The following is a 23,919-nucleotide window of genomic DNA, read 5'->3' as shown; positions in this document are numbered from 1 at the left end:
TCGGTTCCCTTCCGGCACCAGTATTTATCTCAATCACCCCGATTGATTTTTATAATCGCCCACTTTTCTCCCGCGCGCATAACATGGCGTCGCCTACTAAAAAAATATGAGGGATTCAAAATGCCGTTATTAAACTGGTCCAGAAACATGGTTCGTTTAACAGCAGTCGGCCTTATCAGCATTCCGGCCGCCTACGCAGCCGACACCCTGACCCGCGACAATGGCGCGGCGGTCGGGGACAACCAGAACTCCCAGACAGCAGGTGCCCAGGGCCCGGTGCTGCTGCAGGACGTTCAACTGCTGCAGAAACTGCAGCGTTTCGACCGCGAACGCATCCCGGAGCGTGTCGTGCATGCCCGTGGTACCGGCGTGAAAGGCGAGTTCACCGCATCGGCCGACATCAGCGACCTGAGCAAGGCGACCGTTTTCAAGTCCGGCGAAAAAACCCCGGTCTTCGTACGTTTCTCTTCCGTGGTGCACGGTAACCACTCTCCTGAAACCCTGCGCGACCCGCACGGCTTCGCGACCAAGTTCTACACGGCAGACGGTAACTGGGACCTGGTAGGCAACAACTTCCCGACCTTCTTCATCCGCGACGCCATCAAGTTCCCGGACATGGTGCATGCCTTCAAACCTGATCCACGCACCAACCTGGACAACGACTCACGTCGTTTCGACTTCTTCTCCCACGTCCCTGAAGCCACCCGCACCCTGACCCTGCTCTACTCCAACGAAGGGACGCCAGCCGGCTACCGCTTCATGGACGGCAACGGTGTGCACGCCTACAAACTGGTCAACGCCAAGGGCGAAGTACACTACGTCAAGTTCCACTGGAAAACCCTGCAAGGCATCAAGAACCTTGATCCGGACGAAGTCGCCAAGGTCCAGTCCAAGGACTACAGCCACCTGACCAACGATCTGGTCGGCGCGATCAAGAAAGGCGATTTCCCGAAATGGGACCTCTACATTCAGGTGCTCAAGCCTGAAGAACTGGCCAAGTTCGACTTCGATCCATTGGACGCCACCAAGATCTGGCCTGACGTCCCCGAGAAGAAAATCGGTCAGATGGTCCTGAACAAGAACGTCGACAACTTCTTCCAGGAAACCGAGCAGGTCGCCATGGCCCCGGCCAACCTGGTACCTGGCATCGAGCCGTCCGAAGACCGCCTGCTGCAAGGTCGCGTGTTCTCTTATGCCGACACTCAGATGTATCGTCTGGGAGCCAACGGCCTGAGCCTGCCGGTCAACCAGCCCAAGGTCGCTGTGAACAACGGCAACCAGGATGGCGCGATGAACGCTGGCCACACCACCAGCGGCGTCAACTACGAGCCAAGCCGGCTGGAACCGCGTCCTTCCGAGGACAGCGCGCGTTACAGCCAGCTGCCGATCAGTGGCACCACCCAGCAGGCGAAGATCACGCGTGAGCAGAACTTCAAGCAGGCCGGTGATCTGTATCGTTCGTACAGCCCGAAAGAGCAGACCGACCTGGTCCAGAGCTTCGGTGAGTCGCTGGCCGATACCGACACCGAGAGCAAGAACATCATGCTGTCGTACCTGTACAAGGCCGATCCAACCTACGGCACTCGGGTAACCGAAGTGGCCAAGGGTGATCTGGGCAAAGTCAAATCGTTGGCTGCCAGCCTCAAAGACTGATGATCTGATGTCCCGCCCCGGTGCTTGAAGGCCGGGGCGGTTCAGGCCAGACCAGGAGAACGCCAGTGAAAACCCTTCTTTACGGACTGCTGCTGTTGACCGCCGTTGCTCATGCCGAGCAACCCGTGTCCGCCCAACCTGACCCCGTCCAATCGACACCCGCGCAGAGCCTGACTGCCGAGCAGACTGCCAGCCAGCTGCGCACCCTGTTCTTCGATGCGTCGCGTGAAGGCAACAATCCGATGCTGGACACCTTCATCGAAGCGCATTACGACCTTAATGTCCGGGACGAACAAGGCTATACCGGCCTTATTCTCGCGGCATATCACGGCCATGAAGATTCTGTCGTACGCCTGATTGATGCCGGCGCTGATCCTTGCGCCAAGGACAAACGCGGCAATACCGCCCTGATGGGTGCAATTTTCAAGGGTGAGCTGAGCATCGCCAAACGCCTCGTGCAGGCCGATTGCGGCGCCAACCTGACCAACAATGCCGGCCAGACGGCCGCCATGTACGCGGCACTGTTCAAGCGCACTGAAGTGCTCAAGGAGCTGACCGACAAGGGTGCCGACCTGAGCCTGCGCGACAGCATGGGCAATGACGTGCAAGGCTTGTCCAAAGGTGAGTTTCAGGTCATGCCGACCCGCTGAGACACGATCGTCGCTTAGCTGCTCAATGGGAAACTGCCATCCCCATCAGGACAGCAGTTTTTATCGACCCCATTCGATCATCAAACCTGACCGTTGCCGGTCCCCAGAGTGCCAGGCATCTCTCCCGAACCCAGTTCGGCCCCGGTGATCGGCACCTCTGCAGAAGGATCGGATTGCGTCCGCTGCTTCATGATCATCAACGTGGCCTCATCATCCTCACTGAGCATGACCGACGCCGTTCCGTCTCCGCCATCCACGGCCGGAAGCGGATGTTCGACGTATTCGAAGTCCTCGTCGCTGTTCCATGGCCCCCGCGGGCTGGCGTCGCCATTCGACATATTGAAGTATTTGCGGCTGAACTCCGGCATGCCAGGCAGCTTGCCCTGCGGGAAATTCGGCTGAATCGAGTGCAGCGCTTTTTCGAAAGAGAGCTGATGAGCAATTTCCCGAGTCATCAGAAACCCGAGCGCGTCCTTGACCCCGGGATCATCCGTCACGTTCATCAGGCGTTCATAGACAATCTTGGCCCGCGCCTCGGCGGCAATGTTGGAGCGCATGTCGGCCGTCGGCTCGCCGATGGTATCGATGTAGGCCGCCGTCCACGGCACACCGGCCGAGTTGATCAGCGGTGCGCCCGCACCGTAGAGCACGCTGGTGATGTGCGAGTCATTTCCCGCTCCGTTGATCTCACGATACAGCTCACCTTCGGCCTGGATGCCCTCGGCGATCTTGCCCTTGGCTCCCTTGTTGAGCATGACGATGATCGATCCCACCACCTCCAGGTGGCTCAGTTCTTCGGTCGCGATGTCGAACAGCAGATCCTTGCGGCCTGGATCATCTTCGGACAGCGCTTGAGTAAAGTAGCGGCTGGCGGCGGCCAGTTCACCTTGTGCACCACCGAACTGCTCCAGCAACAGATTGGCCAGCCCCGGATTGGGCTCCGAGACACGAACCGTGTACTGCAAACGTTTATTGTGAAGAAACATGATTTCTCCCCTTTCAGGCGTAAAGCATGGCTTTGTTTGGGCAAAATCAGCTAACGACCGTCAGTGACGGATCGACGACTTAGCGAACATCATCACCATCAAGGGTTGAGAGGCAGCAACAGGATAGAAAGATTCACAAGAACGATGCGCGCGCGACGAAAGGCTGGCGCGGCTAGGTTTCATAGCCTTTCTCAGCGGCGCAACGCTCCTTTGACTGTGGTTTTACAGTAAAAGGAACGTGCAGGCCGGGATGGCGGCAGGCAGCGCTATCAGTCGTCGCGCTCGATCATTTCGTAAATCCGGCTGGCGAGTGCCTCCATGGTGAAGGGCTTGGTCAGCACCCACATGCCCGGATCCAGATGGCCATTGCCGATGATGGCGTTTTCCGCATACCCGGTGATGAACAGCACCTTCAGGTCAGGACGGATGACCCGTGCCGCGTCGGCCAACTGGCGGCCGTTCATGCCGCCCGGCAAGCCCACGTCGGTCACCAGCAGGTCGATGCGCTTGTCGGATTCCAGCACCTTGAGCGCCGATGCGCCCTCGCCCGCTTCAATGGGAATGTAGCCCTGGTCTTCGAGCACTTCGGCCACGAGCATACGGATCGTGGGCTCGTCATCGACGATCATCACGGTTCGCAGGCTCTGGGTTCTCAGTGATTCTGACGCCTCGACGGTCTCGACCTCTTCCGGTGCTCCCACATAATGACGCGGCAGGTAGAGGCACATCGTGGTGCCCTGATCCGGCTCGGAGTAGATCCGCACCTGTCCGCCGGACTGGCGCACGAAGCCGTACACCATCGACAGCCCGAGGCCGGTGCCCTGCCCCAGCGGCTTGGTGGTGAAGAACGGATCGAAGGCGCGGTTCATCACCTCGGGCGTCATCCCGGTGCCGGTGTCGCTGACACACAGCGACAGGTACTGGCCGGGCGAAAGGTCACGGCTCTGGGAACCGCGCTGATCAATCCATTTATTGGCGGTTTCAATGGTGATCCGTCCGCCGCGTGGCATGGCGTCCCGGGCGTTGATGCACAGATTCAGCAGCGCGTTTTCCAGCTGTGGCGCATCAATGAAGGTTGACCACAGCCCGACCGACGTCACGACTTCCACCGTAATGTGCGGCCCGACCGTGCGGCGGATCAACTCTTCCATACCCACCACCAAACGATTGATATCGACCGGTTTGGGGTCCAGCGTCTGCCGTCTGGAGAACGCCAGCAGGCGATGAGTCAGCGAGGCGGCGCGCTTGGAGGCGTCCTGAGCGGCAGCCACGTAGCGGTCGATTTCAGTGAAACGTCCCTGGCTGAGACGATTCTTGAGCAGTTCCAGCGAACCGGTGATCCCGGTCAGCAGATTGTTGAAATCGTGGGCAATGCCGCCGGTCAACTGGCCGACCGCTTCCATTTTCTGCGATTGGCGCAAGGCTTCTTCGGCTTGCGTCAGGCGCTCCTGCTCACGGCGCCGCTCGCTGACGTCGTAGGCAAACAGATAGGCACCGATCGGCTGGCCGTCAGCATTGCGCAAGCTGCTGTAGCGCATCTCGAAATGACTGGCGGGATCATTGGAATCACTGAAGTTGACGCTGATGGCGAAGTCCTCGCCTGACAGAGCACGAGCCCAGCGCTGGTGGAGGCCGGCCTGGCTCTCGGGCCGATCAACCAGCATCTCCAGCATGCTGTCGCCGACCTTGGGCCGTACGCCGAACAGTCGCTCGAACTCGCGTGACGCCGAGCCGTTGATAGCGATCCAGCGATAGTTGGAGTCAATGACATGAATGAACGCGTTGGTGCCGTTGACCACATCGGCCAGCACATTACGCTCGGCCACTGCTTCGATAACACGGGCTTCAAGGGTTTCGTTGAGGTGCTGCAGCGCACGTTCGGCACGCTTGCGTTCGGTGATGTCCTGAAACAGTACGGCAACCTGCTTGCGGCTGGCCGGTTCGATACGAAACGCCGTCAATGCCAGATAGCGGCCGGTTGCCTCAAGCTCACGTTCGAAACGGATCGGTTCACCGGTCGCCAGCACCTGTCCGTAGAACCTCACCCAGTCATCGGCCTCTTCGCGCACCATCTCGCGCAGCTTTTTGCCGACCACGTTGGGAATGCCCGCGTGGTATTCATACGCCGGGTTGGCTTCGATGTGAATGTAGTCGCTGAGCGGGCCATGGGGGCCGTCGAAAAATTCGATGACACAAAAGCCTTCGTCCATGGCGTCGAACAGAAAGCGGTAGCGCTCCTGAGACAGCGCCAGCGCATCCTCGGCCTCACGACCGTTAACGCTCAGACGCTCCTTGAGCAGGGCATTTTCGTCCTCCAGAGCCTTCAGGCGGCTCTGAATATGTTGCAGTTCGGTCGGGGTCAAAGCGGCTGTACCTGGGAGAATGGTCGTTGCCGTTTCCCCATTCAACAGGCCGGCACGAGCACGCTACGAGAAAAACGGCCCGCTGGCAAAACTAAAGGCGATTTATGGCTGGAAAAGTCAGCGGTGTCCTGATGCCTCGTGCCGCCGACCCAAGCGGAAGCGGAGCGACCACGGACTGTGGGAGGCGCCACCACGTCTTCGACGTAGCGCTGTCGCGCATCAAACACCGGGCGTCGTGGGAGCGGACTTGTCCGCGAATGCAGTGTTTCAGCCACCGCATATGCGTCGAATGCACTGGCCTTTTCGCGGACAAGTCCGCTCCCACAAAATCCAGTTTCTTCAGTGGTTTACAGGTTGTTTGATAAGAGGCGGCTTGCCGGCGATGCTTTTTCTGAAGCGACCTATCAGTGACTGAACGGACACCATCGCCGGCAAGCCGCCTCCCACGGGTATGCATTCAGTCAGTCCCTTTCGTTTTGGCCCCGGTTTTGCGCGTCTTGCGGACTTGTGTATAACGCTGAGTGCTCCGCGCGGGCATGCATCCCGTGACGCTCCGCGTCACATTTCCGAGCGACCACAGGACTTCAGTCAACCACCGAACGCCTGCGCAGCCACTCGTCCACCACCTGCCCCATGCGCTTGGGTTCGCCGTCGATGATCCAGGCCATGAACGCGCGATCAAACCTGAACTGCGGCCCGCACTGTTCGGTCATGAAACGCCGTACGTTCTGAGTATTTCGATAGTGCGCATCTACTGCAGTGTCACGGTTAATCAGATCGCTGTGCCAGTCGAATGCCATGTCCGATTCACTCATGAAGGAAACTCCACCCCGTTATAACGCGATTCAGAAGTGGTCACGAGTCGGCCTTTGCTCGAATCAGGCCGAAAGCCGCCCGATCAGGGCCAACTCATCAGTTCATTTCAGGCTCTTGGTAGCGAATGGCAGTGGTCACCGACAGAGAGCCCCGTGACGAAACCGGGCACACCTGCGAATACAATTCCGTACGCTAAACATCGCTCCCGAGGCACGGATACAGGCGATCCACATCCGTGCCACCTGCAGGCGATGTATCGACTCGACCATCAGCTTTCAGGTAGATATGCGTCTCAGGCCACTTGGGATCGATTCGGACACAGCCGCTGATATTCCCGCTGTCCCGCCAATAAACCTCCATGAAGAAGTCCTCGTCCTGAAAAATCGCTCCGTAATCACCCGTCGTTTCGCCCGAAAGCAAACGGCGTTTGAAGGTACGGTGATGGGTATTCCAGATATAACTCAACTCGCTCGTTGCGTTTTCAGAGTAATGAAGCGTCACATCTGGCGTAGATACTTGCCACACCGCGAAAGGTGAAAGCAGCATCAGGCATTTGAATTTGGCGTCCATCAGCGTGTGTGGTTCGGATTGTTGCATATACATTTTTTGAATAGCACTCGGACAACCCCAACTTCAAACCAAATGGAGACCCGCTATCGGAAAGGCGCGAATCACCATGGACTTTTCTCATACGGGCAAGGCTTAAGCAATTCCAGATCAGTGCCACTCCCGGCGCTCGTGTCGACAGCGCCTTCGGCATCAAGATAGATATCGGTACCCCTTAGTGTTGGGGTGATTACAACGCACTGTCGTCCCGCCGTGCTCCCCCACCATTCAAGCCTCATAAAAAAACCGTCATTGCGCAATATTTCGCCCCATTCAAAAGAGCTTTCGCCCGGATAAAGCGTCCCTCTGTAAATCCGATGATTGGTATTCCAGATAAACCCTAACGTTTTTTTTGCCTCGACCGGATAATGGAGCCATGCATCGGGGGTGATAAGACTGACCACCACCAAAGGAGAGACTAGAAACATAATGCAGCAGACAGACTTAAAACCAAGGCCTGGCTTTCTATACCGCATACATTAATTCCGGCATATGAAGAATATCAACGATCACTGGCATTTGAAATTTGCCCCGCCGTAACATTCATGGACCCGCACGCCACATTCCCAATCCGATACGCCCACCCCTAGCACCTTATTCATGACCTCCGCTGTCAGCCCTGTCCAACAGCTCAGGATCATTTACCAACGCATCCAGCCTGGCCTCATCCACGGAACCATCATCGCGCAACATCCCAAGCCGCGAAAAATCCACAACGCGCGCCCCACCGCCGCCACCCGCACTGAAGCCACCCATCACATCCGGGCTGCCGGCGACGATCATTCCGCCATGGCTGGTGGGGCTGCCCAGATGGGCCATGGGGCGGCCGTTGACCAGAATCGACGGGAAACCCGCGACGATCACGGCACCGCAGGCACAAACGTCGCCGACCCGCGCGACGTTCATGACGTTGGCGAGCACATCGCTGGATGCACTGACGATGGGTGTTGGAATGTGCCCGGGTATCGGGCAGACGTGCAGGTCGCCCTGGCGTGCGGAGGGAATCATGCGGGGTCCTTTGTTTTATCACCTGCGGGATGCAGGGGTGACGACGCTAAAGGACACGCTCGAAGTTATATGTCAGACGGTTCCGAACCTGATGCACGAAGCCTCACTATTGAGGCCTGTTCATTCCCCGGCAAATGGCACAAGCGAATCCAGCAGCCATGAACCGGCCGGGCCCAGACTGCGTTGGAACGACCAGATCACATCCACTGCCGAACGACGCGGCCAGCCGGATACGTTGAGTTCCTTGAGCAACCCGCCCGAATAGCGCGACACCAGCCAGCGCGGCAACGCCGACCAGCCGAAGCCGAATGCGGCCATGTCCATCAGCAGCAGGTAATTGGGCGCCGACCAGTGTCTATGGCCGCTGGTGGGCAGGTCATCGGTGGGTATGCTTTGCTCGACCAGCGTGTTGAGGCGCAGAGCCCGATAGCGCGCCAGTTGCTGGTAATTGACCCGTTCCAGCGCGGCCAGCGGATGTTTGTGCGAAACGAACAGACCGAAATCGGCGCACTCATCGATGGTCGCATGGCCGATTTCGGGCGGGTAACTGGACTGCGCCGAGAGCAGACCCAGCGACGCCCTGCCCGACTGCACCAGACTGATCGCATCGCCATGCTCGGCAAACACGCATTCCATCTCCAACTCCGGGAAGCGCTGGTCCAGCTCGGCCATCAACCGCTCGAAGTCGGCAAACTGGTTGGCGTCCGACAACACCAGCGTCAGCCTCGGCTCGACGCCCTCGACCAGTCTTCCTGCGGCCCGACGCAAGCGGTCGGCAGCGCACAACACGTCATCGACCCGACCCAGCATCACTTTGCCCGCTTCGGTCAGCACCGGCTGACGTGACGAGCGATCGAACAGCTCCAGCCCCAGATCGATCTCCAGTCGGGCAATCGCTTCGCTGATGGTCGACTGGCTCTTTCCCAGCCGCCGAGCCGCCGCACTGAACGAGCCCAGCGCGGCGATCTGGGCGAAGGCTTCAAGCGCTTCGGGTGAATAACTCATGAGCAACCTCTATCGGTTTTACCGATGGTAATGATTTTCAGCTTAACGCAAAGACCGATGATAATGCTGTCACGAATGAGCACAAAGGACCGACGCGTCATGAGCCGCACTCTCACGAACACCTCTGAACAGACTCAGGTACCGAACAAATCCCTCAAGGAGCGCATCCTGCACGCCGGCCTGTTCGAGCTGGGCGGTGTGATTCTGGTCGCCCCGCTGCTGGCCTGGCTGATGAACCACTCGCTGACCATGATGGGCGCGATGACGGTCATGATCTCCACTGTCGCCATGCTCTGGAACATGGTTTACAACGCATTGTTCGACCGTCTGCGCGCCCGGTTCGGGTTTGCCATGAGCCTGATGACGCGTGCGCTGCATGCATTGGGTTTCGAGGGCGGTCTGATTCTGGCGGTCGTCCCGCTGGCCGCCTGGTGGCTGTCGATCAGCCTGCTCGAAGCGTTCGTACTCGATATAGGTCTGCTGCTGATGTTCCTGCCCTACACCATGCTGTTCAACTGGGCCTATGACAAAGTGCGCGAGCGGGTTATGCAAAGACGTCTGTCCAAATATGAGGCAGTGTGAGGGCGGGTCATCCATCAAGCCCAGAGATGCACCGGATAAGGATTTCTGGTTGGATTAACGCCCCGCATCTGAAGCACACTGTCAGGCCATGACAACGGCAAAGGACCCGCAACAATGGCGACTGAAATACTCAAACTGGCTGCGTTCAGCGATGGGGATCAAGGCGGTAACCCGGCTGGGGTATGGATTGGCGATGCACTGCCTGACGATCAGGTCATGCAGCAGATTGCCGCCGAGGTCGGTTTCTCCGAAACCGCATTTGCCGCGCCTGTAGAAGGTGGCTGGCGAGTGCGTTATTTTTCGCCGTTGGCCGAAGTGCCGTTCTGCGGTCACGCCACCATCGCCCTTGGCGCTGCACTGGCCGCTCAGCAAGGCGACGGGGTGTTCAACCTCACGCTCAATTACGCACAGATCACCGTCGAAGGCCACGCTCAGGGCTCGCTGACCTCGGCAGCGCTGCAATCACCTGCCACGCACAGCAAGCCGGTCAGTACGGAACTGCTGGACGAAGCACTGGCGCTGTTCGGTTACAGCCATGACGATCTGGACGCTCGCATTCCGCCTGCCTACATCAATGGCGGAGCGGGACATCTGATTCTGGCGTTGAACAGCCGGGCAACGCTCAAGGCCATGCAGTACGACCAACAGGCCGGGCATGACCTGATGGTCCGCGAAAGCTGGGCCACGATTCTGCTGGCCTATGCCGAAAGCGAACAGTTTTTCCATACCCGTAATCCGTTTGCCTTTGGCGGCGTATACGAAGACCCGGCGACTGGCGCGGCCACGGCGGCACTGGCGGGCTATCTGCGTGACATCGGCTGGCCACACGGCGGGATGATCGACATTCTGCAGGGCGAGGACATGGGCAGCCGTTCGCGCCTGCGCGCCGAGATACCACAGCAGACCGGCAGTTCGATCCGCGTGTCGGGCATGGCGCGCAGGCTCTGAGGCTCAGGTCCTCAATTTGCTCCCGCCGATCGCCACGCCCAGCAGCATCACGGCGACGATCATGAAAGCGATTTCAAGGCTGCTGACATGGGCGATGAAGCCGATGGCAGCAGGCCCGATCAGAATCCCGGCGTAACCGACGGTAGTGATTGCCGGGATTGCCACGCTTTCCGGCATGCTTTTCTGCCGGCCAACCGCGCTGTAACACACCGGCACGATGTTCGAGCAACCTGCGCCGACCAGTGCATACCCCAGCAACGCCGCTTCCCAGGCCGGAATCAGTGTGGCCACGGCCAGACCTGCCGCTGCGCACAATCCGCCAAGGATAATCACCCGGTTGGAACCGACTCGGCGCACGATCGCATCGCCGAACAGCCGTCCCAGCGTCATGGTCGCGGCGAACACCGCATAGCCCAGTCCGGCGTAGGAAGCCTCGACACCGCGCAACGACGTCAGGAACACCGCGCTCCAGTCCAGCATTGCACCTTCGGCCAGAAACACCGTGAAGCACAGCAGCCCGATGAACAGCACCACGCCATGCGGAATGGCGAACGCCGGGCCGTCAGAGCGACTGCCATAGGACAACAGATTGGGCGCGGCCTTGGCCAGCGCCAGCAGCGTCAGAGCGACCACGACCAGCATCGATGCGAACGGCGAAATGCCCAGGCTGAGTAGACCGCTGACACCGGCCGCGCCGACGATACCGCCCAGACTGAACAGGCCGTGGAAACCCGACATCATGGTCCTGCCGCTGGCCCGCTCGACAATCACCGCCTGCACGTTGGCCGTGCAGTCCACGCCGCCCATGCTGGCACCGAACAGAAACAGCACAGCGATCAGCAACGGCAGGCTCGATACGGTCGCCAGCAGCGGCAGGCACAGACAAATCAATAGCGTCGAGATAACCAACAGACGCCGACAACCGAATCGCGCGGCCAGCGCCCCGGCCAGCGGCATGGCGATGATGGAACCCACGCCCAGGCACAACAGCAACAGGCCCAGCGTGCCCTCATCGAGCCCCATCCGTTGTTTGGCGTAAGGCACCAGTGGTGCCCACGAGGCGACGCTGAAACCGGCAATGAAAAACGCAATACGCGTCGAAGACTGTTCGGCCCGCGCCTTGGCATCCTGGGCTACGGTGCTGAAAGAGGTCATGCATGCTCCTTGTTGAGGCCGGATGCCGTCAGCACAAGTGACGATCCGTATAAAAAAGGTTAACTGCGGGCTTAAAACATAAATGCAAGTCTAAAAATTATGAGCTTATGCCTTAAAAATCAAATACACATGTTATCAAAATAGGCCAAAAGCCAGTATTCATTGATCAAAACAGAAACTTGTTATTAATCATAAGCATCGACAACCATAGGCGCCCACCTCATTCACATACATAAGTCCCTTAACGTCTTTTAATAATCTTTGGTTCTATGAGCGCAGGTTGCCATGCAGTAGGCGTCGATATAGATTCAGTTTCGCACGTAACCGGTGCGACAGTCTGCTGCGACGGCTTCATCACGAAGCATCGACCGCGCCAGGGAAGAACCTGTAATTCAAGGAAGACTGGTTTATGGATACGCTTCACTCAGACAGCGAAACGTCCTCGTTCAAGGCAACACATCAGTACTTTGCAACCGTCTTCAAGTGCCCTGCCCCTGACCGGAACGCTGACGCATCGCTGCGCTCCCGGCTGGCGAAAACCCTGCAATTGAGGACGTTAGAACTGAACAACTCCACTGGCGAGGCGCGTGCCAGATCAGCGATTGAAACCCGACAGACGACAACGCCTGCCCCGACTCAGGCTGCGACACACGAGAGCAGGCTCCGCCGCCGACGTGATTCCACGATATAGGGCACATAAGCCCGCATAACCGACTTGACCGAACGCTGAACCTGATCGGCTTGCTCCCAAGGCAGCCCGAGAGGATTTCGTGCACGCGTTCGCCCGTGTTTTCCAATGAATACATCCGATTTTACCGATGAGGAGATGATTATGACTGGACTCAAAGTTGGCATCGTTGGTCTTGGCGCACAGATGCAGGAAAACCTGCTGCCCACACTTCTGCAAATGCCGGATATCCGTATTGTCGCGGTCTGCGATAGCGACCGTGGCCGCGCCGAGCAGATCAATCGCTTCGTATCGAACGTCATGATCACCGACAACTTCGACGAGATGCTTGCCTCCGCCCAGCTCGATGCGGTGGTCATGGCTTGCCCGCCTCAGGCGCACCGGGATCTCGCGTTCAAGGCGATGGCCAGAGGCGTTCACGTTTTCGTTGAAAAACCGCCTTGCTTCACCCTTGCCGAACTGGAAGAACTGATTGAGGCCAGCCATCGCTCCGGCGTGGTCACAGGTGTCGGCATGAACTTCAAGTTCGCCAAACCCATGGGCCAGTTGCGACAGATGACCAGTACCGAGCAATTCGGCGAGATCGTGCATATCCAGCTCAATCATTACGCAAGCAAACCGACCTCACCGCTGTGGGGACTGGATTCGACCCTGCGGTCTTTCCTGCTGGCGCAGGCGATCCACACCATCGATCTGGGCGTCACCTTTGGCGGCGGCGAATTGCGCAATATCGAGTCACGCGTACAGCGTCATGGCGATTCGCTGCTGGTGAGCCTGGAGCTGCAATTCACCACCGGCGCCACGGTCAGCCTGCTCAGCGGCACCATGTTCCCTTACTTCGAATTCGACATGAGGATCGTCAGTTCGAACTCGATGATGGTCGAGCTCAACAACCTGTGGAACATCACCATGCACGAGCCGGTACACGGCACCAGCGCCACCGGTGCAGGCAAACGCTGGCGCGGCGCCTGGCAGCCAGGCCCGCTGGATTCGGGCTACGAGCGCAGTGGTTATTTCGGCGAATTGGAAAAATTCTTCGCCGCCGTGCGCAACAAGACGGCTTATGAGGCGAGCTTCGAAAGCCTGCGGCCGACCTACCGGGTCATCGAGAGCATCTGCGACGCCGATGCCGTTCGTCCCGACCTTGCCCTCAGCGCCTGACCCCTCGCCCATCAACGCCTGTTTCGGAGCCTGTAAAATGTCAGCCAATCTTTCAAATGCCGTGACCGCACGCCCACCCGTTTCGGATAAATACCGTCCGGTATACGCCGACGACCTGCTGACCATGCAGCAGACACTCGAACGCCCGTTGTCGGGCACCAGCGATGTGGTCGGTGAATACGAGAGCAAGCTTGCGGCCTGGTTCGATGCGCAGCATGCCATCGCCGTGTCCTCGGGTGGCGCAGCACTCAGCGTTGCGATCTATGCCTCAGGCGTAGGTCCGGGCGACGATGTTCTGCTCACGCCCAGTTGCCCGCTGTGCACCATCTATCCGATCATCGCTGCCGGCGCCAACCCCATTTTCGTCGACACCCGCAGCCATGGTTTCGGTGCGGATCCGGCATCGATCAAGGCACGCATCACCCCGCAGACCAAAGCAATCATAGACATCCCGATGTGGGGCTATCCGAGCGAAGTCGATGAATTGCACAGCCTGACTCAAGCGCTGGGCATCAAGCTCATCCTCGACCTGGCCCACTCCCACGGCACGACGCTCAACAGTCAGCCGCTGTCCCGGTTCGGCGACATCTCATGCTTCAGTACTCATGAACGCAAGCCACTGGCAACCGGCGAAGGCGGCTTCATCCTCACCGACGACGATGCCCTGGCCAAGCGCTGCCGTGACTACAGCCGTTTTGGCAACCTCAACGGCAAGGATTTCGGCCTCAACTACAAACTGGCTGCACTGCCCGCAGCGCTGGGCGGCAGCCGTCTGGCTTCACTGTCCGGGCAGATCGAGAAGCGCAGGGCGAATGCGGCGTACTTTCTCGGCAAGCTTGATCACAGCAAAGTGCGTGAGAAGACCATCATCAAGGGCGGCCAGCCGAACTATTACTTTCTTAACCTCGAACTGCACTTTGCCGACAATCGTGCGTTCATTGACTACCTTGATGACGCCGGTATTCCCTCCGACATCAAACGCTATGGCTGCAAGGCGCTGTACGAATTTCCGGCCCTGGCGCAGTACCGCAACGAATGCCCGAATGCCGAGGCCCTGCTGGCGGGCATGACGACCATTCCGGTTCACCCGGATATCACCCACGCCGAACTGGATTACATGGCCGAGCGCATCAACCAGTACGGTGCCGTCTAAATGAACGAACCTCTCGATCGCTCACAACTGGATCGGCACTTCACGGCGTCCGGGTTCGTGTTGAACCCGGACCGGAAGATGCTGCTGCTGCATCACCGCAAGCTGGGCGTCTGGCTTTATCCGGGCGGCCATATCGAGCAGGGTGAAACGCCTGACGAGGCGGTGCTGAGGGAGATTTTCGAAGAGACCGGCATCCACGCCCAGCTGCTGGGTGAGCGCGACGAAGCGCTTGCAGACCTCGAAACCGACGTCACCGTGCTGCATCAGCCGTGGCGGGTGCTGTGCGAGTACATCGACGACAAGCGCGGGCCGCATTATCACCTGGACCTGATCTACGTCACGGCGACCAGTCTGCGTGCCTGCCCGGACGACAGAGAAGTCGAGCATGCGCGGTTCTTCAGCCTTCAGGAGACGGCCGATCTGAAGATGTTTCCCAACTTCCGGCGAATGGTGGACCGGGTCTTCGCAGACGATGCACTGTGGGATCTGGTGGGGATGAAGGTGTCGTCATGAGCCTGCGAACCCTGACGCAGAAAGGCGCCATGGACTCGCCCGACGACTTGCGCGAACTGGAGCGCGCCCTGCACTCGGGCCTGACCGGCACCTCGCCGGTGGTCGAAGAGTACGAGGCCGCCCTCGCCGCGCTGTACGGCATTCGTCATGTGATCGCTGTGTCGTCGGGCGCAGCCTCAGTCACCGCTGCGCTGGCCGGGGTCGATTTCAGGCCGGGCGACGAAGTCATCGTCGCACCGACCGGCCCCATCTGTACGGTCCTGCCGATTCTCTCGCTCGGGCTGGTGCCGGTGTTCTGCGACGTCGCGCCCGACAGCTTCGGGCTTGACCCGCAGGATCTGCGACGCTGCATCAGCGAGCGGACCTGTGCCGTCATCGAAGTGCCGATGTGGGGTTATCCGATCCGTTCGGACGAGACCTGGGCGTTTGCGAAGGACGCCGGAATCACGCTGATTCAGGACCTGGCCCATGCTCACATGACGCGTCTGCAGGGAACCTGGCTCGCGCAGCATGGCGACATCAGTTGCTTCAGCACCCACGACTGCAAGTTCATATCGACCGGTGAAGGCGGCTTCGTCATGACCGACGACGATCAGCGGGCCCATCGTATCCGCGCCTACACTCGCTTCGGCAACCTGACCGGCGAGACCCTGGGCATCAATCTGAAACTGGGCGGCCTGCAGGCTGCCCTCGGGTTGGCGCGCTCACGAAATCTTGCAGCGCACCGGGAGCGGCGTCTGGATAACCGCACGCGGTTGCTGGGCCTGCTGAACAATCCGGCGTTCCGCGAGCTGCCACTGGTCAGGCATGGCGAAACCAATGGCTATTCACTGTTGCTGCAATCGGTCGGGCATGACGGGCGTCAGCTGGTGCACTACCAGCAACGGCACGGCATCGAATCGGACATCGGCAAGTACGACAATCAGCCGTTGTACCAGATGCCGATACTCACCCGTTATCACCGCGACTGCCCAAACGCTGCCAGGCTGCTGCGTTCTCTGACAACGGTGCCGTTGCACCCGAGCCTGACGGACGACGACCTGCATTACATGGCCAAGGTGCTCAATGACTACTCCCCGAACTGAACCGGCTTCACGTGCCAGGCATGCAGTGGTGATCGGCGGCAGTGTGACCGGCTGCCTGACTGCCGCCGTGCTTGCACGCCGTTTCGAGCGTGTCACGGTGATCGAGAAAAGCGACTTCCACGACGAGACCGGGCCGCGTCAAAGCATTCCACAGGAACACCATGTTCACCTGCTGCTGTTGCGCGGCAAGCAGATCATCGAAGGGATCTTTCCCGGCATCCTGAGCGCACTCGAGGAAGGCGGTGCTCAGGTGGCAGACCTGGGCCATGACGTGAAGTGGTTCCAGGGCGGGCGCTGGAAAAACCGCTATCGCAGCGGTATCAACGCCCACTACTGCAGCCGCAGGCTTATCGACAATCAGTTGCGCCGTTGCCTGACGACAGTGCCGCAGGTGGACATCCTGTCCGGTACGCGGGTCACCCGCATCGGGTTTGCCGGTGACAACGATCAACGCCATGTGCGCGGCGTGTTCATCGACGACGGCACAGGCGAGCGCAGCCTGTCCTGTGATCTGCTGGTGGACGCGAGCGGCCGCGGCACGCATCTGCCGTCGTGGCTGAAGGAGGCGGGCTTTGGCACGGTGCAGAACAGCGTGGTCAAGACCGAACTGGGGTACGCATCGCGCATCTATCGCAGAATCCCTGCGTTCGCCGAGCAATGGCAAGTCCTGCTGGTGCTGCCCAAGGCCCCGATCCAACGTTCGATGGGCGTGATCAGCCCCATTGAAGGGGACCGCTGGATGGTGACCACCGGCGGCTGGTTCGGCCACTTTCCGGGCAAGGACCCGGACGACTTTCTGCAAGCCCTCGCCGATCTTCCGGTGCCGGACATCCATGACGTTATCCGCGAAGCCGAACCCCTGTCCGAGGTATTCACCTTCAAGATGCCCGGCAGCCGCCGTACTCACTATGACCGGCTCGAGCAATGGCCAGAAGGATTGCTGGTCGCAGGCGACGCCTTGAGCAGCATGAATCCCTTGTACAGCCAGGGCATGACCATTGCCGCACTCGAAGCCGATTGCATCGATTCCCGGCTGGAGGCGCTGCTGGAAGGCTCGCTGGATTGTCACCAGTTGCAGGGGCTTTTGTGCGCCGTGGTCGACGGCGCCTGGAACATGGCCACTACTGAAGACTTCCGCTTTCCGGAAACGTCGGGCGAACGCACCTGGCGTACCCGTTTCGACCATTGGTACGGCGCGGGGCTTGGCCGACTCTCGGCCAACAATCGTCGTGCACTGGAAACCCAGATAGGCGTGACCAATCTGGTGGTAGCGCCCGGACGGCTCTACGCTCCCGCCATTGCCTCGCGCATCGCGCTCAATGCCCTTCTGCCCTGGAACACCCGACAATGACCAACGACTCCTTGCACTTTTCCGGCATCGAACACGTGGTGTTCGACTGGAACGGAACCCTGATCGACGACATCGACCTGGCGGTTTTCGCGGTCAACCGGTGCGGCGAGCATTACGATGTCGCCCCCATCAATGCTGACTTGTACCGGGCGCGTTTCGACTTCCCGATTGCCGGTTTCTACGCGGCGCTGGGTTTCGATCTGGACCGCGTGCCCTTCCCGACCATCGTGCAGCGTTACCTCGAACACTTCGATGCCCACGTGGCCGAGTGCCCGCTGCAGCCTTATGTGATCGAGTTTCTCGACGCTGCCATGCGCGCCGGCATTGGCGTGTCAATCCTGTCGGCATCGCATTGCGATGTGCTGGTGCAGACGCTCAAGGCCAAGGGTTTGCATGACCGCTTCGAGCACGTTGTCGGGCTGAGCCATAACCAGGCCACCAGCAAGACCGCCGAGGCGCTGGTGCTGCAGCAGACGCTGGGTAAACCGGCGTCAAGGACCCTGTTCATCGGCGACACGCTGCACGATTTCGATGTCGCGTGCGCGGTGGGCTGGTCGCCGGTGCTGGTCTCGACCGGCCATCAGGACATCGAGCGTCTGCGTATCAGCGGTGCCCCGCTGTTCCAGAATCTGGGCGAGCTGCTCGAACATTTCGCCCCTGCCCATGCATTGCAAACCGAAACCGGGAGCGCATGACCGTGCAAACTTCACAGACGGTTCTGATCGGCCTGATCGCCACGGCCTTGTTATTGCGTGCGCTGGTTGCCTTTTATTACCGCGATAGCACGCGCATCCTGCGTCTGCTCAAGCTGATCCCGCGAACGCCCGGCCGCAAGGAACAGTACTACCGGCCACTGGACGGCTGGCTCGCGCCGCTGCCGTTCCTCTGGACATGGCTGGACATCGTGGCCGCCGTACTGCTGGCCTCGCTCTATTCGACGCCACTGATGTGGCTGGCGGTGGTGCTCTGGACCGGCGGACGCCTGCGCGCCCTGCAGGAGTTCGGACACAATGCCGTGCACTTCGCGCTGTGTCCCAATCATGAATGGCAATGGTGGCTGAGCAATGTGTTCTATCAGTTCCCGGCCTTCAAGCGCGACATGCGCAGCCGCCATCAGACCCATACGCTGGAACACCATCGCAACCCCAATCATCCGAGCCTCGACCCCAACCGGGCCAGGGTCCATGCAGGGGGCTACGTCGCCGGTATTTCTCCAGGCGGTTTCTACGCGCTGTTGCTCTATCCGCTAACGCCGCGTGGCGCCTGGGTCAACCTGACGACCATGGCCCGCAGCAGCCTGTTGAACCACTCGCATCTGACCACCGTGGTCCGTGTGGTGTGCCTGCTGACCGTCGCTGCGCTGCTTTACTGGGCGGGCGGCTGGAAAGGTGTGCTGTTTGGCTGGCTGGTTCCACTGCTGACCTCCTACCCGGTGTTCGCCTGGGTGTCGCTGCTCACGGAACATCGCTGGTTTGTCGAGGGGACTTCACGCGACCGGCGCGACCTGGAGTACCTCGCAGGCCGTCCAACCGATTATTTCGGTCTGACCGGCTGGCTGATCCGCGTCTTCATTGCCCCCACGTCCGATGCCTATCATCTGGCGCACTCACTGTACCCGGGCGTTCGCTGGAACTACCTGCCAGCGATAGACCGTCACCTGAAAATCCATGAGCCACGCTACAGCAACAACGCCAGCGAAGGCCTGTTGCTGCGACGCGGCAATGCACCCACGGCGCTTTCCGAACTGTACGAGCGTCTGGTCGCAAACACCGGACAACCTGAAACCACCCTGAAGACGAGAGGCAGCGTGTGACTAACTCATCGGCATCCCGGCAGATTCAACGGATCGGCATCATCGGCGGCAGCGGGCTTCAACAATTGCCCGGCCTGAAAGACATCCAGCAAGTGGAATGCGAAACCGCATTCGGCAAACCCTCCTCTCCCGTCACACTGGGCACGCTCAACGACGTGCCGGTCGCGTTCGTGCAGCGCCATGGCATCGGGCACACCATCCCGCCGTCGTTCATCAACGTGCGAGCCAATATTGCCGCCCTGCGCAGCGTCGGCTGCACCCAGCTGTTATCGGTCAGCGCGGTGGGCAGCCTGACCCACGATGCGCCGCCGGGCAGTTTTGTGCTGATCGATCAGTTCATCGACCGCACGATCCAGCGCGACAAGACGTTCTTCGGTCCGGGGCTGGTCGGCCATGTGCCGTTTGGTGATCCGGTCTGTTCCCGGATGCGCGCCGTGCTGGCAGCCAGCGCCCAGACCGCCGACGTGCAGGCACTCAATGGCGGGACTTATGTGGTCATGGAAGGGCCACAGTTTTCGACCCGCGCCGAATCCCATCTGTACCGTCAATGGGGCGGCACCGTGATCGGCATGACCGCCATGCCGGAAGCCAAGCTGGCGCGCGAAGCCGAGCTTTGCTACGCGATGATCGCCATCCCCACCGACTTCGACTGCTGGCACGAAGCTCACGAAGACGTGAACGCGACGCTGGTGGCCGAACGGATGGCCGACACCTTCACGCTGACACGGCGTCTGGTCACCGAAGCCGTCACGCGTCTGGGCGAGCACCAGGGCACCTGTGAATACGGCTGTGATCATGCACTGGACACGGCGGTGATGACCGCCCCGCAGCATCGTGATCCAGAAATGATCGCGCGCCTGCTGACCGTTGCCCCGAACGCGACTCATCTGGGAGCCAAGCCATGACAGGGACCATCGCCACCAAGGATCGCGTGCGTATAAAGCAGGTCGATGTGCTGTCGGACAACTGGTACGTGCTGCGCAAGACCACCTACGACTTTCTCGGCCGCAACGGTACGTGGAGCACCCTGAGCCGCGAGACCTATGACCGGGGCAACGGCGCGACCATCCTGCTGTACAGCAAGCTGAAACAGACCATCGTGCTGACCCGGCAATTCAGGTTTCCTGCGTTCGTCAACGAACACGACGGCATGCTCATCGAAACCTGTGCCGGCCTGCTGGACCGCGATGATCCCCACACCTGCATCCGCAAGGAAACCGAGGAAGAGACCGGCTATCGCATTCAGGAAGTGCGCAAGGTGTTCGAGGCTTTCATGAGCCCCGGATCGGTCACCGAACGGCTGTATTTCTTCGTCGGCGAATACTTTGACGAAGACCGGCTGAGCGCCGGAGGGGGCCTTGAAGGTGAAGGCGAAGAAATCGAAGTGCTGGAGCTGCCACTGGACGAGGCACTGGCCATGATCGACACCGGCGACATCTGCGACGGCAAAACCATCATGCTGCTGCAGTACGCCAAACTGCACCGACTGCTGGAGTGACCCTGCGCATGGATGAACTGATCGCTATCAGCTCGATGGAGCACGCCGAGCTCGCGGAATTCATTGCGGGAATGGAGGCGCATGCCGGGATGCCTGTGCGCCTGTCGCGCTGGTCCACGTCCGAACTGATCGAACGGGTAATCGACGGCACGGCCGGCGACTGGGACCTGCTGCTGGGCACCGCCGCCACTGCGCTTCTTGATCCTGCACTGACCTCAAGGCTGCGGGTCCTTGATGCACTCGATGTGTCGAGCCTGCCGCCGGACGCAGTCGATGCAGGCCGACGCTGGTTCAGCCCGTCAGGCTTCGTGCCCGTCTTTTGTTACGACCCGCGGGTCCTCGCTGCCAATGGCCTGGAACCGCCACTGTGCTGGGAAGCCCTGTGCGCACCTGCCTGGTCGACACGCATCGCCCTGCCCGATCCGGGCCGCTCCGGCGCAGGCTATTTGCACCTCAGTGCACTGCTTGAGCATTACGGCGAACAGGCCTGGGCGCGGCTGGCGGATATAGCCCGCCTGCAACCTGCCATCAGCGGTTCTTCGACTGCCCCCATAGAAGCGGTGCTCGACGGCCGGGCGTGGGTGGGCGTCACGGTGTCCACCGCCGCCACACGCGCCGCGCTGCAGCACCCGTCGCTGCGCTGGTGCGTACCGGCAGATGCGCAACGTTATGAGTTCGAGGCGTTCGGCTGCCGCGAAGGTTCGCAGCACGCCGTCAAGGCCAGCCTGGCGCTCGGCTGGATGCTCTCGGACGATGCTGCCGCCATCAGCCGACGCTATGGCAAGGTCGTGGTCGGCGGCTCATCGAGCGACACGCTGGCAGCGACCGGTCCCGAGCCGCTGGATGCCATCGCAGCCAGCCACGCCAAGGTTGAACGCTGCGCACGCTGGCAGGCACTCTTCGACACCGGGGCAGGCCTATGAGCGGGATGGCGCAGCCTGAGTCGACTCAAGCCCTCGCCTCATCCCGGACGGAGGGACGACCATGGTCGATCTATCTGATGTTCGGCCTGTTCGGGGCGCAACAGGGCATGCTCGGTCCCTTGATGCCCTTTCTGCGCGCCGAATTCGGTCTCGACCTGCGCTGGACCGGCCTGCACTTCGCCGCCTATGCGTTGGGTCTGGTGCTGATCGGCGTGCCGTATCGCTGGCTTGAGCGCAGGACTTCAGCCATCGGCACGGGGCGCATTGCGATAGGCTCGATCATCGTGGCCAGCGGGTTCTTTGCCGTGGCGGCAGGCTTGCCGATGACACTGCCCGGCAGTGTGGTACTGGGTTTTTCCGGCGGGCTAGTCATGGCGGTCGGACAAGCCATGCTCGGCAGACGCTATGGCGAGCAGGCCGCGGCGAAACTGGTGGAAGCCCACGTCGTGGCCGGGCTGTGTGTGCTCGGGGGCGCGCTGCTGGTGGGCGGAGCAACTGCCATCGGGCTGTCGTGGCGCACCGCTCCGCTGCTGGTCAGCGCATGGGCGCTGCTGATGTTCTGCGTGCCGTCGGACATCCATCGAACCGAGGTTGGAACCCCGCCTGCAACGGCGGCAACCGGCGCATCACCGGATACGTTGCCTGCGTCACGCCTGACGCGTTTGAGCCTGTGGGCACTGGTGATTCTCGGCATCTCGGCCGAATGGGGTGTGGGTTTCTGGGGTGCGGAATACATGAAGACGCATGTGCAAACCAGCGCTTCGGTGGCAGCGACCCTGATGAGTCTTTATTTTGCCGGCACCGTCTGCGGACGTCTGGCCAGCAGTTTCGCATTGCGCCGCGTATCGCCTCTGACGCTGCTGACCATGGTGATCTTCAGCGCCATCGCGACACTGCTGGTGCTGTCGTTGATTCAAGGTCTGGTGGGCACTGCGGTTTTCACCTTTGTGCTGGGTGCATGCCTCGGAAACTTCTTCCCGCTGATTCTGGGCTCTGCGATGCGCATCGCGCCCCACGCAAGCTCTGCGTTGAGTACCCAGGCATCTCAGGCGGTCGGCGTCGCGTTGCTGCTGGCGCCGTTTCTGCTGGGGCTGTTGTCCGAACGAATCGGCGTCGAGGCCGCCTTCAGCCTGTTGATCATCTACCCGCTTCTCATGTTGCCGTGGGTGCCGGCGCTTCGCGGCGCCTGGGCTTTCGGCGGCACCACTGCCCCTTCAAAGGAGTAACACTCAATGGCCCTTCGTGCGCTGTTGTTCGACCTGGATGGAACCCTCATCGATACCGATGAGCTGCACCTGAATGCCTACAACCAGTTGCTGGCACGCTGGGATCGCTCGATGGATATCAGCTACTACAAAGCCAATGTGATGGGCTTCCCGGACGACATGATTTTCGGCGGTCTGTTTCCCGATATGCCCGCCTCGCACTACACAACGTTGGCGGCCGAGAAAGAAGCCCTGTTTCGCGACCAGCTTGGCGAAACCATCCCCGTCCCGGGCGTGCTGCGCATTCTCGACCATGCCGGGCAACTCGGGCTGAAAACCGCCGTGGTCACCAACGCGCCACGGGAGAACGCCATGGCCATGCTGACCGGACTGGGCATTGTCGATCGTTTCGAGACCATTGTGATCGGCGGCGAGCTGGCTCGCGGCAAACCGCACCCCATGCCCTACCTCACCGCTCTGGAATTACTGGGCGTCAGTGCAGACGAGGCGATTGCCTTCGAGGACTCGCTGGCAGGCGTGCAATCGGCGCACGCCGCGGGCATTCATACCTTCGGGATGCTCTCCGGGTTGCAGGAACAGCAGCTTCGCGAAGCAGGCGCCCGCAGCGTGATCAAGGACTTCGAGTCCGACATCCTGTGGCGATTTCTGAAGCCGGCAGCGTGATAGTCCGTCTGCACTGAAGCTTTTTGCCCGTCCGCACACTAAACTGGCAGCCGTTTGCCCCAAACCGGGGCAG

The 23,919-nt window shown here is 60.4% G+C and carries 22 protein-coding genes and 1 pseudogene; 16 read left to right on the top strand and 7 right to left on the bottom strand.

Annotated features, from left to right (window positions below):
• Positions 1 to 147 precede the first annotated feature (147 nt).
• Positions 148 to 1,653: a catalase KatB gene (katB, locus tag QRN20_RS03300; protein ID WP_162868445.1), complete on the top strand. Its 1,506-nt coding sequence runs from the start codon at positions 148 to 150 to the stop codon at positions 1,651 to 1,653.
• A gap of 65 nt (positions 1,654 to 1,718) precedes the next feature.
• Entirely contained in the window at positions 1,719 to 2,303 is a 585-nt protein-coding gene (locus tag QRN20_RS03295) for an ankyrin repeat domain-containing protein (RefSeq protein WP_122412490.1), read from the top strand.
• An 80-nt stretch (positions 2,304 to 2,383) separates the two neighbouring features.
• On the opposite strand, the gene QRN20_RS03290 is transcribed toward QRN20_RS03295, so the two are convergent.
• The 6 genes and pseudogenes from QRN20_RS03290 to QRN20_RS03265 form a co-directional block, all read right to left on the bottom strand.
• Complete coding sequence (locus QRN20_RS03290) at positions 2,384 to 3,289, bottom strand: manganese catalase family protein (RefSeq protein WP_285360003.1); 906 nt, start codon at positions 3,287 to 3,289, stop codon at positions 2,384 to 2,386.
• A gap of 269 nt (positions 3,290 to 3,558) precedes the next feature.
• On the bottom strand, positions 3,559 to 5,652 hold the full coding sequence (locus QRN20_RS03285; protein WP_163004029.1) for a hybrid sensor histidine kinase/response regulator: 2,094 nt from the start codon (positions 5,650 to 5,652) through the stop codon (positions 3,559 to 3,561).
• A 584-nt stretch (positions 5,653 to 6,236) separates the two neighbouring features.
• The gene (locus QRN20_RS03280) at positions 6,237 to 6,452 is read right to left on the bottom strand and encodes a DUF6434 domain-containing protein (protein ID WP_122433683.1); all 216 of its coding nucleotides are present in this window, start codon (positions 6,450 to 6,452) and stop codon (positions 6,237 to 6,239) included.
• Between the two features lie 208 nt (positions 6,453 to 6,660).
• Positions 6,661 to 7,065, bottom strand: a complete 405-nt coding sequence (locus QRN20_RS03275) for a hypothetical protein (protein WP_240996373.1) — start codon at positions 7,063 to 7,065, stop codon at positions 6,661 to 6,663.
• A gap of 612 nt (positions 7,066 to 7,677) precedes the next feature.
• A pseudogene (locus QRN20_RS03270) lies at positions 7,678 to 8,082 on the bottom strand (PAAR domain-containing protein); the annotation flags it as partial.
• A gap of 120 nt (positions 8,083 to 8,202) precedes the next feature.
• A complete protein-coding gene (locus QRN20_RS03265) occupies positions 8,203 to 9,087 on the bottom strand; it encodes a LysR family transcriptional regulator (RefSeq protein WP_029242238.1) in 885 nt (294 codons plus the stop codon).
• Positions 9,088 to 9,186: 99 nt separating this feature from the next.
• Here QRN20_RS03265 and QRN20_RS03260 point away from each other — a divergent pair, with 99 nt between their 5' ends.
• Together QRN20_RS03260 and QRN20_RS03255 are read left to right on the top strand one after the other, a co-directional pair.
• Complete coding sequence (locus QRN20_RS03260; RefSeq protein WP_285360002.1) at positions 9,187 to 9,669, top strand: multidrug/biocide efflux PACE transporter; 483 nt, start codon at positions 9,187 to 9,189, stop codon at positions 9,667 to 9,669.
• Between the two features lie 114 nt (positions 9,670 to 9,783).
• Positions 9,784 to 10,617, top strand: coding sequence for a PhzF family phenazine biosynthesis protein (locus tag QRN20_RS03255; RefSeq protein ID WP_122412495.1), 834 nt, complete (start codon positions 9,784 to 9,786; stop codon positions 10,615 to 10,617).
• Positions 10,618 to 10,620: 3 nt separating this feature from the next.
• Here the strand turns inward: QRN20_RS03255 and QRN20_RS03250 are convergent, their stop codons facing one another.
• Positions 10,621 to 11,772, bottom strand: a complete 1,152-nt coding sequence (locus tag QRN20_RS03250; protein ID WP_029242235.1) for an MFS transporter — start codon at positions 11,770 to 11,772, stop codon at positions 10,621 to 10,623.
• 832 nt (positions 11,773 to 12,604) lie between these two features.
• Here QRN20_RS03250 and QRN20_RS03245 point away from each other — a divergent pair.
• Genes QRN20_RS03245 through QRN20_RS03190 form a run of 12 tightly spaced genes read left to right on the top strand, consistent with a single transcriptional unit; the run spans position 12,605 to position 23,846 of the window.
• On the top strand, positions 12,605 to 13,621 hold the full coding sequence (locus tag QRN20_RS03245; protein ID WP_122412496.1) for a Gfo/Idh/MocA family protein: 1,017 nt from the start codon (positions 12,605 to 12,607) through the stop codon (positions 13,619 to 13,621).
• 37 nt (positions 13,622 to 13,658) lie between these two features.
• Positions 13,659 to 14,774: a DegT/DnrJ/EryC1/StrS family aminotransferase gene (locus QRN20_RS03240; protein ID WP_122412497.1), complete on the top strand. Its 1,116-nt coding sequence runs from the start codon at positions 13,659 to 13,661 to the stop codon at positions 14,772 to 14,774.
• Positions 14,775 to 15,287 (top strand): NUDIX hydrolase, encoded by a 513-nt coding sequence (locus QRN20_RS03235; protein WP_122433632.1) that lies wholly within the window; start codon positions 14,775 to 14,777, stop codon positions 15,285 to 15,287.
• Positions 15,284 to 16,372 carry a DegT/DnrJ/EryC1/StrS family aminotransferase gene (locus tag QRN20_RS03230; RefSeq protein ID WP_043304628.1) on the top strand — a complete coding sequence of 363 codons (1,089 nt, stop codon included), beginning with the start codon at positions 15,284 to 15,286 and terminating at the stop codon, positions 16,370 to 16,372. The genes QRN20_RS03235 and QRN20_RS03230 overlap by 4 nt, the downstream gene beginning before the upstream one ends.
• Complete coding sequence (locus QRN20_RS03225) at positions 16,353 to 17,723, top strand: NAD(P)/FAD-dependent oxidoreductase (RefSeq protein WP_285360001.1); 1,371 nt, start codon at positions 16,353 to 16,355, stop codon at positions 17,721 to 17,723. Before QRN20_RS03230 ends, QRN20_RS03225 begins: the two co-directional genes overlap by 20 nt.
• Positions 17,720 to 18,418 (top strand): HAD family hydrolase, encoded by a 699-nt coding sequence (locus tag QRN20_RS03220; protein WP_122429065.1) that lies wholly within the window; start codon positions 17,720 to 17,722, stop codon positions 18,416 to 18,418. Before QRN20_RS03225 ends, QRN20_RS03220 begins: the two co-directional genes overlap by 4 nt.
• A gap of 2 nt (positions 18,419 to 18,420) precedes the next feature.
• The gene (locus QRN20_RS03215) at positions 18,421 to 19,536 is read left to right on the top strand and encodes a fatty acid desaturase family protein (RefSeq protein ID WP_285360000.1); all 1,116 of its coding nucleotides are present in this window, start codon (positions 18,421 to 18,423) and stop codon (positions 19,534 to 19,536) included.
• The gene (gene mtnP / locus QRN20_RS03210) at positions 19,533 to 20,441 is read left to right on the top strand and encodes an S-methyl-5'-thioadenosine phosphorylase (RefSeq protein WP_029242226.1); all 909 of its coding nucleotides are present in this window, start codon (positions 19,533 to 19,535) and stop codon (positions 20,439 to 20,441) included. The genes QRN20_RS03215 and mtnP overlap by 4 nt, the downstream gene beginning before the upstream one ends.
• A complete protein-coding gene (gene nudK / locus QRN20_RS03205) occupies positions 20,438 to 21,034 on the top strand; it encodes a GDP-mannose pyrophosphatase NudK (RefSeq protein WP_043304620.1) in 597 nt (198 codons plus the stop codon). The genes mtnP and nudK overlap by 4 nt, the downstream gene beginning before the upstream one ends.
• 8 nt (positions 21,035 to 21,042) lie before the next feature.
• Positions 21,043 to 21,957 carry an ABC transporter substrate-binding protein gene (locus tag QRN20_RS03200; RefSeq protein ID WP_122412501.1) on the top strand — a complete coding sequence of 305 codons (915 nt, stop codon included), beginning with the start codon at positions 21,043 to 21,045 and terminating at the stop codon, positions 21,955 to 21,957.
• Positions 21,954 to 23,183 (top strand): MFS transporter, encoded by a 1,230-nt coding sequence (locus QRN20_RS03195; RefSeq protein ID WP_122429062.1) that lies wholly within the window; start codon positions 21,954 to 21,956, stop codon positions 23,181 to 23,183. The genes QRN20_RS03200 and QRN20_RS03195 overlap by 4 nt, the downstream gene beginning before the upstream one ends.
• Before the next feature lie 6 nt (positions 23,184 to 23,189).
• The gene (locus tag QRN20_RS03190) at positions 23,190 to 23,846 is read left to right on the top strand and encodes an HAD family hydrolase (protein WP_029242222.1); all 657 of its coding nucleotides are present in this window, start codon (positions 23,190 to 23,192) and stop codon (positions 23,844 to 23,846) included.
• The last annotated feature ends 73 nt before the right edge of the window (positions 23,847 to 23,919 follow it).

Source organism: Pseudomonas sp. fls2-241-TYG-175 (assembly GCF_030209155.1).
GTDB classification, from domain to species: Bacteria; Pseudomonadota; Gammaproteobacteria; order Pseudomonadales; family Pseudomonadaceae; genus Aquipseudomonas; species Aquipseudomonas viridiflava.
Note: the sequence above shows the minus strand (reverse complement) of the source record. Positions and strands in the feature narration are given on the sequence as shown.

Bases quoted from the DNA above. Each gene is read 5' to 3' on its own strand.
- katB (WP_162868445.1), top strand. From the start codon at position 148: ATGGTTCGTTTAACAGCAGTCGGCCTTATCAGCATTCCGGCCGCCTAC.
- QRN20_RS03290 (WP_285360003.1), bottom strand. From the start codon at position 3,289: ATGTTTCTTCACAATAAACGTTTGCAGTACACGGTTCGTGTCTCGGAG.
- QRN20_RS03280 (WP_122433683.1), bottom strand. From the start codon at position 6,452: ATGGCATTCGACTGGCACAGCGATCTGATTAACCGTGACACTGCAGTA.
- QRN20_RS03275 (WP_240996373.1), bottom strand. From the start codon at position 7,065: ATGCAACAATCCGAACCACACACGCTGATGGACGCCAAATTCAAATGC.
- QRN20_RS03265 (WP_029242238.1), bottom strand. From the start codon at position 9,087: ATGAGTTATTCACCCGAAGCGCTTGAAGCCTTCGCCCAGATCGCCGCG.
- QRN20_RS03260 (WP_285360002.1), top strand. From the start codon at position 9,187: ATGAGCCGCACTCTCACGAACACCTCTGAACAGACTCAGGTACCGAAC.
- QRN20_RS03255 (WP_122412495.1), top strand. From the start codon at position 9,784: ATGGCGACTGAAATACTCAAACTGGCTGCGTTCAGCGATGGGGATCAA.
- QRN20_RS03250 (WP_029242235.1), bottom strand. From the start codon at position 11,772: ATGACCTCTTTCAGCACCGTAGCCCAGGATGCCAAGGCGCGGGCCGAA.
- QRN20_RS03245 (WP_122412496.1), top strand. From the start codon at position 12,605: ATGACTGGACTCAAAGTTGGCATCGTTGGTCTTGGCGCACAGATGCAG.
- QRN20_RS03240 (WP_122412497.1), top strand. From the start codon at position 13,659: ATGTCAGCCAATCTTTCAAATGCCGTGACCGCACGCCCACCCGTTTCG.
- QRN20_RS03235 (WP_122433632.1), top strand. From the start codon at position 14,775: ATGAACGAACCTCTCGATCGCTCACAACTGGATCGGCACTTCACGGCG.
- QRN20_RS03230 (WP_043304628.1), top strand. From the start codon at position 15,284: ATGAGCCTGCGAACCCTGACGCAGAAAGGCGCCATGGACTCGCCCGAC.
- QRN20_RS03225 (WP_285360001.1), top strand. From the start codon at position 16,353: ATGACTACTCCCCGAACTGAACCGGCTTCACGTGCCAGGCATGCAGTG.
- QRN20_RS03220 (WP_122429065.1), top strand. From the start codon at position 17,720: ATGACCAACGACTCCTTGCACTTTTCCGGCATCGAACACGTGGTGTTC.
- nudK (WP_043304620.1), top strand. From the start codon at position 20,438: ATGACAGGGACCATCGCCACCAAGGATCGCGTGCGTATAAAGCAGGTC.
- QRN20_RS03200 (WP_122412501.1), top strand. From the start codon at position 21,043: ATGGATGAACTGATCGCTATCAGCTCGATGGAGCACGCCGAGCTCGCG.
- QRN20_RS03195 (WP_122429062.1), top strand. From the start codon at position 21,954: ATGAGCGGGATGGCGCAGCCTGAGTCGACTCAAGCCCTCGCCTCATCC.
- QRN20_RS03190 (WP_029242222.1), top strand. From the start codon at position 23,190: ATGGCCCTTCGTGCGCTGTTGTTCGACCTGGATGGAACCCTCATCGAT.